Source organism: Rhodococcus sp. O3 (assembly GCF_048897285.1).
GTDB lineage: Bacteria > Actinomycetota > Actinomycetes > Mycobacteriales > Mycobacteriaceae > Rhodococcus.
The window spans coordinates 41,702-51,095 of the sequence record NZ_JBMBTE010000031.1; the positions used below are offsets into that span (position 1 = coordinate 41,702).

Here is a 9,394-nt window from a genome sequence, read left to right on the forward strand (position 1 = left end):
GCACAATCCCCTCGACCTCAGGAGAATCCCCGACATGCTGCTCAGCGACATCGTCGAGTACGGCGCACGCAAACATCCCGACCGGATCGCCCTACGATTCGAGAACGACGTGGTCGACTTCGGCGAACTGCGTGACCGAACCCGTAGACTGGCGAATGCGCTTCTTGCCGTAGCCAATCCGGGTGACCGGGTCGCGATCCTGTCGACGAACTGCACCGAGTACTTCGACTGCTACTACGGCGTCCCCATGGCCGGAATGGCGCTGACCATCCTCAACTTCCGACTCCATCCCGAACAGATCGTCGCGCTCGTCGAGCACTCCGGCGCATCGGTGCTCGTCGTCTCCGAGGAATTCGCCGAGGTCGCCGCAACGGTCCGGGAGCGCGTCCCCTCCGTCCACACGATCGTCGTCATCGACGGTTCCGACGAGGACACCTCCTGGGAGTCGTTCGTCCGCCACGCATCGACGCAGCCGCCGGTGACCCGGCCGTCCCCCGACGACATCGCGTGGCTCGTCTACACCAGCGGCACCACGGGAATGCCCAAGGGCGTGGCGATCAGCCACCGAAACCTGATCAGCGGCATCACGTCGTCGGCGTTGCACTGGAACCTGCCCGAGGGCACCGTGTTCCTCTTCTGCTTCCCGCTCTGTCATGTGGGCGGTTACGTGACGCTGCTCAACCACCTGAACGGCAACACGGTCGGGATTCTGCGTGCCTACGACAACGCGACCTTCCTCCGGACGGTCGAACAGTGGAAGGTCACGCAGACCGGACTCGCGCCCACCATGATCAACTTCCTGCTACAGGATCCCGCACTCGACGAGCACGACCTCGGCACACTCCAAGCGATCGGATACGGCTCGTCCGCCATCCCCGCGGCGGTGCTCCGCGAAGGCCTGGACCGGCTCGGCTGCGACTTCTACCAGGGAATGGGCATGACCGAGCTGGCCGGCAACGTCCTCCATTTCGACGAGGCGTCGCATCGCCGGGCCGCGAACGGAGAGCCCGAACTGCTGGCGGCAGCAGGAAAACCGATGCGTCTGGCGGACATTCGTATCGTCGACGACGCGATGAACGATGTTCCCCGCGGCGAGATCGGTGAGATGATCGTGCGCGCGGACCAGGTCATGTCGGGATACTGGAACGATCCCGAGGCGACCGAGGCCGCCTTCACCGACGGCTGGTTCCACACCGGCGATCTGGTGCGGCAGGACGCCGAAGGCTTCGTGTACATCGTCGACCGCAAGAAGGACCTCATCATCAGCGGCGGCGAGAACGTGGCGTCCCTCGCGGTCGAGCAGGCCCTCTACCGCCACCCCGCCGTCGCCGAAGCCGCCGCGATCGGCGTTCCGAACGAAACCTGGGGCGAAATCGTCTGTGCCGTCGTGGTTCTCCGCGAAGGAGCCGACGCGAGCGCCGACGACATCATCGCGACCTGCCGTGAGCATCTCGGCGGTTTCCAGGTGCCGCGCCGCGTCGAGTTCGTCGACACCCTCCCCAAGAACGTGACCGGCAAGATCCTCAAGCGCGACCTACGGGATCGATTCGCCCCTTCCCGGGCCTGATCGGCCCCCACGGGATCGGCGGCAGCATCGCGCTGCCGCCGATCCCGTCATGCACAGAAACTCCCTCCCCACCCTCCCCGGAGCGATCATGAAACGTACTCTCGCCGTGGGCCTGACCGCCCTGTCCGCAGCCGCCGTGCTGACCGCCTGTTCCGGTCGCGGCGCCACGATCGAAGCGGGCGAATGCGATCCCGGCATCACCGACACCGAGATCCGTTTCGGTTCGAGCCTGATGCAGTCCGTCGCCGGTCCGCAGGCGAAGGCCGCGACCGCCCTGTTCGAGGACATCAACAAGGACGGCGGCGTGACGATGGGTGACGGTAAGACCCGCCGGATCGTCTACACCGCCCTCGACGACGGCTACGACCCCGCGCGCACCGTCGGCAACGTGCGCTCCCTGGTCGAGCAGGAACAGGTCTTCGCCATCCACAACCTCGTCGGGACACCGTCGACCCTCGCGGTCGTCGACTACCTGTCGTCGAAGAACGTCCCACTGGTCTTCCCCATGACCGGCAGTGACGAACTGCTCGCCTCCGCCGCCGATCGCCCCGTCGTCGCCGGAGCCGTGAATCCCCAGACCGGATGGGAAGTCTCGGCCCACGCCGAGCAGATTCTGGCCCGGCACCCCGACGCGAAGATCGCGGTGCTCTACCCGAACGACAGCCTCGGCAGCGGCAGCCTCGCCGCACTCGAAACCGCCCTCGAGGGCAGCGGCGCGCAGATCGTCGCACGGCAGTCTTACGAACCGACCACCCCGTCCGTGGATTCGCAGGTCGTCAACCTTGCCAACTCGGGTGCCGACGTCTTCATGAACTTCGCGACCGCGAGCTTCGTGACCCAGTCGCTGAAGAAGGCCCACGAACTGCGCTGGAAGCCGGACACCTACATCTACTCGGGCGCGACCGACACGAACTTCGTGCTCGCACCCGCGGGTCTGGAAGCCGCGGAGGGGATCCACTCGTTCTACTGGATCTACGACGTGAGCAGCCCCGAACACGACGACAAGCCCGGTGTGGCGCAGTGGCGTGAGTTCGCCGCCCGGCACGCACGCGATTTCGCGAGCACCGACACGATCGCGGCAACCGGCTACAACACCGCACAGCTTCTCGTCACCGCTCTCGAGCAGATGGACGGCTGCAGCCGAACGGATCTGCTCGACGCGGTCCGGAACCTCGACGGGGTGACGACGGACCTGTCCATCGAGGGCATCACCTTCGACACCACCCCCGACTACCCGTACGCGATCACGTCGATGGCCCCGATGACCTTCCGGGACGGCAGCTGGCACTACGACGCCGTGGTCACCCGCGGCGAGGATCGGTGACGGTGCACACCGGCGCGGCGGCGGGCGACGCCGCAGCCGTGCCGGAACTGCGGGTCGAGGACGTGCGGCTGCGCTTCGGCGGCGTCGTCGCCCTGGACGGTCCGTCGTTCTCGATCGCCCCCGGAACCATCGTCGGACTGATCGGACCGAACGGCGCAGGTAAGACGACGCTCTTCAACTGCATCTCGCGGCTCTACCAGCCCGATTCGGGCCGGATCACGTTCGGCGACACGGATCTGCTGGAGTTGCCCGCCGACGGCATCGCCGCGGCAGGTATCGCGCGGACCTTCCAGAACATCGGGCTCTTTCCCACCATGACCGTCGTCGAGAACGTACTCAGCGGCGCATACTCGCGCACCCGCGCCGGTTTCCTGCGCACCGCGCTGGGTTCGCCGGCCGTGCGGCGCGAGGAGCGACACGAACGCGACGAGGCGTGGGCGCTGCTCGAGGCGATGAACCTCGCCCACGTCGGGCTCGAACCGGCCGGCAACCTGCCCTACGGGACGCTCAAACGCGTCGAACTGGCCCGGGCCCTCATGCAGCGGCCGAAACTGCTCATGCTCGACGAACCGGCGAACGGCCTCATCCACGAGGAGGTCCTCGAACTCGCCGAGACCGTCCGCGACCTCCGCGACGAACGCGGCTTCTCCGTGCTGCTCGTCGAGCATCACATGGCGATGGTCATGTCCATCTCCGACCGGATCGTCGTGCTCAACTTCGGACGGAAGATCACCGAGGGCGATCCCGCCGAAGTGGCGGCACATCCCGAGGTCGTCGAGGCCTACCTGGGCGGTGCGGCATGAGCCTGCTCGCCGTCCACGATCTCCACGCGCGATACGGGAACGCAGAAGTCCTGCACGGCATCGACTTCGACGTTCCGGCCGGTGAGGTCACGGTGGTCCTCGGCGCCAACGGTGCCGGAAAGACGACCATCCTCCGATCGATCTGCGCGATGGTGCACACCAGCGGGCGGATCGTGTTCGACGGCCGCGACATCAGCGGCATGCGAACCGACCGCATCGCACGTCTCGGTATCGCCCATGTCCCGCAGGGGCGGGGCACCTTCGGTGATCTCACCGTCGAGGAGAACCTCCTCATCGGCGGGTACACGACGTCGCAGTCCGCCACCGCACGGTCCATCGAGCGGTGGTACGAGTTCTTCCCGCGCCTGCGCGAACGCCGGACGCAACTCGCCGCCGGTCTCAGCGGCGGTGAACAACAGATGCTCGCGATCGCCCGCGCACTCGTGCCCGAACCGCGGCTGCTTCTGCTCGACGAACCGTCGCTGGGACTCGCACCCCGCATCACCCAGGAGGTGTTCCGCGCGCTGGGACAGATCAACGAGGACACGGGCACAACCATTCTCGTCGTCGAACAGAACGCCCACCTGGCACTCGAGATCGGATCCTCGGCGGTCCTGGTCGACGCCGGGCGTGTCGTCGCCCAGCGCCCCGCCGAGGCTCTCGCCCACGACGACGCGGTGCGTCGCGCCTACCTCGGCTACTGAGGAGGAGTTTCAGTCATGCAGGTGTTTCTTCAGCAAGTCGTGGACGGCCTGACCTGGGGTGCGCTGTACGCGGCGTTCGCCTTGAGCATCGTCCTCGTCTACCGGGCATCCGGAATCGTGAACTTCGCGCAGGGCGAGATGGCGATGATCTCGGCGTTCTGCGCCTGGCAGTTCCACCAGTGGGGCGCCCCGCTCTATCTCGCGATCGCCGGTGCGATGGTGGTGGCCTTCCTGTTCGGCGCCCTCACCGAGCGGGTCCTCATCCGGCCGCTCGCCTCGTCCCCGAACCACATGCCGCTCGTGATCATCACGCTCGGTCTCATGCTCGTGCTCAACAGTGCGGCCGGCTGGATCTGGGGTGTGCAGAGCAAGGAGTTCCCCTCGATCGTGTCCGGCCCGGCGATCACCCTGGGGCCGGTCGCGATGTCCCGTCAGTCGGTGGTGATCGTCGGCGCGGTCGTGGTGGTCGCGGCGTTGCTGTTCGTCCTCTTCCAGCGCACCCGGATCGGGTTGGCGATGCGCGCTGCCGCCGGGAATCCGGAGTCCGCGAGGTTGATCGGTGTACCGGTCGGGTCGATGCTCACGATCGGGTGGGGGCTCGCCGCCGCCATCGGTGCGCTCGCTGCCTCGCTCGCGGCTCCGCAGTTGTTCCTCCAGCCGAACATGCTGGTCGCCTCCCTGATCTACGCGTTCGCCGCTGCCGTGCTCGGAGGACTCGACAGCCCGGTCGGCGCGATCGTCGGCGGACTCTGCGTCGGGGTCGCCGAAAACCTTGCCGGTACGTACATCTCGTGGATCGGGCACGACTTCAAGCAAGCAGTGGCACTCGCTCTGATCCTCGGGGTCCTGCTGCTGCGACCCGAGGGCCTGTTCGGGACCAGAAAGGTTGCACGGGTATGACATTCCTCGATTCACTTCGCCGACCGCGAGCCGAGCTCGATGCTCCGCTCTGGCTCTCACGCGTCACGGTCGTGGCCGTCGTCCTCGTTGCCGTCGTCGCCCCGCTCGTGTCCGCGCCGTACGTGAACTTCGACCGGTCGATGGTCCTGGTCTACATCGTCGTCGGACTCGGTCTGAACCTGTTGACGGGCAACACCGGTCAGATCTCGCTGGGGCACGGCTTCTTCTTCGCGGTGGGTGCCTACCTCAGCGGGGTCCTCGTCGAGAACCACGGTGTTCCGTACCTGCTGCTGCTGCCGCTCGCCTTCGTCGTGTGCTACCTCGTGGGGTACGCCTTCGGGTTGCCGGCGCTGCGGCTGCGCGGACTCCAACTCGCTTTGGCCACATTGGGTCTGGCGCTGGTGACCCCCGCGGTCATCAAACGGTTCGAGCACGTGACGGACGGTCACGCCGGCATCAACATCTCCGCTGCCGACGCGCCCGGCTTCACCGGCCTCGAGCGGGACCAGTGGGTGTACTACCTGTGCCTCGTCGTCGCGCTGTTCGCGTACCTCGCGGTCCGCAGGCTCTCGACCGGCCGGATCAGCCGCTCGCTCATCGCGATTCGCGACTACGAAGCGGTCGCCACCACACTCGGTGTTCCGGCCACCCGGGCGAAGACGACGGTGTTCGCCCTCAGTGCCGCCCTCGCCGGTACCGGCGGCGTGCTCTACAGCTTCGTCGTCCAGTACGTCGGTCCGGAAGCATTCGGGCTGCCGCTCGCGATCGCGTTCATCACGATGATCGTCGTCGGAGGGCTGGGCACGGTCCCCGGTGTCGTGTTCGGTGCTCTGTTCGTCGTGTACGTGCCGCAATGGACCGCGGACATCAACCAGTCCGCCGCGGGCATCACGTACGGTGCGGCGCTGATCCTGTTCATTTTCGTGCTGCCGTACGGCGTTATCAGTGTGATCCGGGGTCTTCTCGGTCCCGTCGTCTCCCGGATTCCGGGCCGCCGCCGGGATACCCGGCCGGTGCCGGACGGCCGCGACGCCTCACCGGATCTCGTCACCGTCGCCTGATCCCACCCACGACCAAGGCCCTCGGCTCGGAGCCGAGGGCCTTGGTACTCGTTCACAACGAGGGCTGGGGTCGAGGGGCCTCGCGGCCGAAGCGTTGTTCTCGGGTACAGCGAACAGTCCTTGCCGGCTCCTGGATACCCGGCCATGCCGGTCGACCGCGCGTCATGCGCGAACCTTCCCGAGGTGATTACCGCATTGCCGTCTCGACCGTGATGATGAGCGTACCGGTGGGGTCCGCAGTATCGACAGTGATCACCGGTGTGCTGGTGCGGGTACCGATGAACGTCTGCGCCAGGTGGTTCTCGCTGGGATAGCTGAACACTTCGACCGTCTCCGAGGCACCGGAGGGGAACAAGTGGACCGGCGATCCGCCGGTCCAGGTATCACCGGTGTCCACCCCACTCAGGTCTACCTGTAGTAGACACTTCCCGGAAACCGGGGCGGGAACATCGGTGCCGTCACGGAAAGCGATGTCCACGAAACGCGCGGACCATCCGATCGAACCATCACCACCGAAACTGAAGACGACCGTGTCGGGCTCCGCCTCTGCGTCCGTGCCCGGGCTGACAGCGACGGCTTCGAGCACGGGATAGGCCACACTCGCTGGAACATCGCCGGGTGTCGGAGCTCGGTCGCCTGGGGCCTCGGTCGGCGGCATCGGCGTCGGGCTCCCAACTCGGAGTGTCCCAGCGAACGATTCGACCCGCCGGCAGGACGTTCCGGCTGCGTCGGCGGTTGTCGTGTCGGGTTCATCGTCACCACTGTCTGCTGCGCACCCGGTCGCCAGAATCCCGAGGGACAGGATGACGGCGGCACTTCGAGCAGGGGACAGCATGATCGCCACGACCTTCCAACGCTCCGGTGGGTGGGCAGGTGGGTGGACTCTACGTGAAGACCTTCCGAGGTGGAGGGCACACGACGTTACGACGCCGCCATCCACGAAACCTGGACTCCGCGCATTCAGTTCGACGGCCGGCTCCATCCAGCCCCACCCACGGGGTTGGCGCTTACGTGCCGCGTAGAGGCCCGGCGGAAGCGTCTTGAAGGGGGCATCATCTGTTCGAGACGACTACGGAAGTCATTCCGAAATGGTCGGGGGGGTCGTCGGACGGTTCGAGTCCGGTCACCGTTCGGCGAAACGCTGCCCGAGGTCGTCGATCTCGGGAAGACCCATGAACGAGGTGAACTCGTCGAACGGCGGCAGCTCGCCGAGCACCGCACGCGGCGTTCCGTCCCGGAGGATCGCCCCGTAGAACTCGCGCACCGACCGGGTCGCCGCTAGGAGCGCACCGATCGGGAACAGCACCAGGGCGAACCCGAGGTCGGTGAGCTCGTCCAGGGGGAGACCCGGGGTCCGGCCGCCCTCCACCCAGTTGAACACCAGGCGGTGGCCCTTCAGCCGGGACGCGACCTTGCGCACGTCGTCGGCGCTCGCGGGTGCCTCGACGAACAGCAGGTCCGCGCCCGCATCGGCGTAACGCTTCGCGCGCTCGATCGCCGCATCGATACCCTCGACCGCCGCCGCGTCGGTGCGGGCGATGACGAGCAGATCCGGGTCGGTCCGCGCCGCGGTCGCCGCCTCCAGTTTGGCGACCATCTCCCCGGCGGGAATCACGGCCTTTCCGGCCATGTGGCCGCACCGCTTGGGCGAGACCTGATCCTCGAGCTGAAGCGCTGCGACGCCGGCGTTCTCGTAGTCGCGAACGGTGCGGATCACATTGATCGGGTTCCCGTAGCCGGTATCGGCGTCGGCCACGACGGGTACGTCGACGGCCGCGACCATCCGGCGCGCATGGTCGGCCATCTCCGTCGCGGTGAGCAGGCCGACGTCGGGTCGTCCCAACAGTGATGCGGCGGTGCCGAATCCGGTCATGTACACGGTGGAGAATCCGGCGGCTTCGGCCAGCCGCGCGGTGAGTGCGTCGTAGGCGCCGGGAGCGAGAACCGGGGATCCGGCGTCGAGCAGGCGGCGCAGCTGGGGCCGCGTCGCGGTCCGGGCGCCGAGCAGGTCGGACATGGAATACCTTTCGAATTTCAGGGAACCAGGTGCCGCGGGTTCGCGACCCGCAGCCTGGTGAGGACAGCGCTCGAGACGGCCCTGCGGACGGCGACGTCGTCGTAATCGAGGGCACCCGAGCGGATTTCGGTAGCGAGTTCGGCCTCGGTACCGCAGCCGAGTTCGCCGAGCCGAGCGCGCAGGGCGTTCGCGGCGTCGTCCCCGGCGGCAAGTTCCCGGCCGGCGATGCGCAGGAGGTTCACGCAGATCCGCAACAGGTAGCGCTGCTGGTCGGAATCGTCGGCCATGACGGGCGCGATCTCGTCGGTGAGTGTGGTGGCGACGAGATCGACGATCTCGTTCGTCGTCGGCCGGTCGTGAACCGGGGCGGCCTCGGAACGCGATTCGGGCGCCTCGCCCGGGTCGTCGAGGAGTCCGAGCACGAGCAGGAGATCGTACTCGGATTCGCACACCCGGCGTCCGATGGACGCCAGTTCGAGGGAGAACTCCTCGCCGCTGAGGTGCCGCTGCGCCTGGAATCGGCTCAGGACGAGCCAGCGCAGCGTGCCGTAAGCCTCCCACCAGTGCAGTTCGGCATCCGACGGGCGGATCCCGGTGGCGCGTTCGTATCCGTCGACGAGTTGCTCGCGGGTGCCGATGCCACCGACCGGCAACTCGGCACCGAACCGCCAGGAGCGGACGCACAACCAGCCCAGGTCCTCGATGGGGTCGCCGAGATGGGCGAGTTCCCAGTCCAGGACGCCGCGGATCCCGGTGCGGTCGACGAGGAGGTTGCCCATCCGGAAATCGCCGTGTACCAGTGCTTTCGGCCGCACCGGTGGTCGATGGTCGCGAAGCCAGCGCAATCCCGTCTCGACGGCGGGACGCGGCTCGTCGAATTCCCGGTACACCGCTTCGATCGCGTCGAGCGGATCCCCGGAATCGAGCATCGCCACCTCGGCGACGTCGCTGCGGTGGATCAGGCCCAGGACGTATCCCATCTGCTCGGCGAGCTCGGACCGGACGGTGGCGAGTTCCG

General features: G+C 67.3%; 9 protein-coding genes. 6 read left to right on the forward strand and 3 right to left on the reverse strand.

Translation table 11 applies throughout. The features are described from left to right. The first annotated feature begins 34 nt into the window (after nt 1–34). The 6 genes from ACN675_RS11750 to ACN675_RS11775 all read left to right on the forward strand — a co-directional run bounded on the left by ACN675_RS11750 (nt 35) and on the right by ACN675_RS11775 (nt 6,359). Nucleotides 35–1,567, forward strand: coding sequence for a long-chain-fatty-acid--CoA ligase (locus ACN675_RS11750; protein ID WP_420751033.1), 1,533 nt, complete (start codon nt 35–37; stop codon nt 1,565–1,567). 88 nt (nt 1,568–1,655) lie between these two features. Then, nucleotides 1,656–2,891 (forward strand): ABC transporter substrate-binding protein, encoded by a 1,236-nt coding sequence (locus ACN675_RS11755; protein ID WP_420751034.1) that lies wholly within the window; start codon nt 1,656–1,658, stop codon nt 2,889–2,891. Then, nucleotides 2,888–3,694: an ABC transporter ATP-binding protein gene (locus tag ACN675_RS11760; protein ID WP_420751035.1), complete on the forward strand. Its 807-nt coding sequence runs from the start codon at nt 2,888–2,890 to the stop codon at nt 3,692–3,694. Before ACN675_RS11755 ends, ACN675_RS11760 begins: the two co-directional genes overlap by 4 nt. Further along, complete coding sequence (locus ACN675_RS11765; protein WP_420751036.1) at nt 3,691–4,398, forward strand: ABC transporter ATP-binding protein; 708 nt, start codon at nt 3,691–3,693, stop codon at nt 4,396–4,398. Before ACN675_RS11760 ends, ACN675_RS11765 begins: the two co-directional genes overlap by 4 nt. Before the next feature lie 15 nt (nt 4,399–4,413). Next, nucleotides 4,414–5,298, forward strand: coding sequence for a branched-chain amino acid ABC transporter permease (locus tag ACN675_RS11770; RefSeq protein WP_420751037.1), 885 nt, complete (start codon nt 4,414–4,416; stop codon nt 5,296–5,298). Beyond that, nucleotides 5,295–6,359: a branched-chain amino acid ABC transporter permease gene (locus ACN675_RS11775; RefSeq protein ID WP_420751038.1), complete on the forward strand. Its 1,065-nt coding sequence runs from the start codon at nt 5,295–5,297 to the stop codon at nt 6,357–6,359. Before ACN675_RS11770 ends, ACN675_RS11775 begins: the two co-directional genes overlap by 4 nt. 187 nt (nt 6,360–6,546) lie before the next feature. On the opposite strand, the gene ACN675_RS11780 is transcribed toward ACN675_RS11775, so the two are convergent. The 3 genes from ACN675_RS11780 to ACN675_RS11790 all read right to left on the reverse strand — a co-directional run. Next, entirely contained in the window at nt 6,547–6,957 is a 411-nt protein-coding gene (locus ACN675_RS11780; RefSeq protein WP_420751039.1) for an AMIN-like domain-containing (lipo)protein, read from the reverse strand. A 525-nt stretch (nt 6,958–7,482) separates the two neighbouring features. After that, nucleotides 7,483–8,376: an isocitrate lyase/PEP mutase family protein gene (locus ACN675_RS11785; protein WP_248675494.1), complete on the reverse strand. Its 894-nt coding sequence runs from the start codon at nt 8,374–8,376 to the stop codon at nt 7,483–7,485. A 17-nt stretch (nt 8,377–8,393) separates the two neighbouring features. Further along, nucleotides 8,394–9,394 (reverse strand): phosphotransferase family protein (locus ACN675_RS11790; RefSeq protein WP_420751040.1); only part of this gene is annotated, 1,001 nt, incomplete at its 5' end.

Coding starts and splice junctions, on each gene's coding strand:
- ACN675_RS11750 (WP_420751033.1), top strand. CDS start 35: ATGCTGCTCAGCGACATCGTCGAGTACGGCGCACGCAAACATCCCGAC.
- ACN675_RS11755 (WP_420751034.1), top strand. CDS start 1,656: ATGAAACGTACTCTCGCCGTGGGCCTGACCGCCCTGTCCGCAGCCGCC.
- ACN675_RS11765 (WP_420751036.1), top strand. CDS start 3,691: ATGAGCCTGCTCGCCGTCCACGATCTCCACGCGCGATACGGGAACGCA.
- ACN675_RS11770 (WP_420751037.1), top strand. CDS start 4,414: ATGCAGGTGTTTCTTCAGCAAGTCGTGGACGGCCTGACCTGGGGTGCG.
- ACN675_RS11775 (WP_420751038.1), top strand. CDS start 5,295: ATGACATTCCTCGATTCACTTCGCCGACCGCGAGCCGAGCTCGATGCT.
- ACN675_RS11785 (WP_248675494.1), bottom strand. CDS start 8,376: ATGTCCGACCTGCTCGGCGCCCGGACCGCGACGCGGCCCCAGCTGCGC.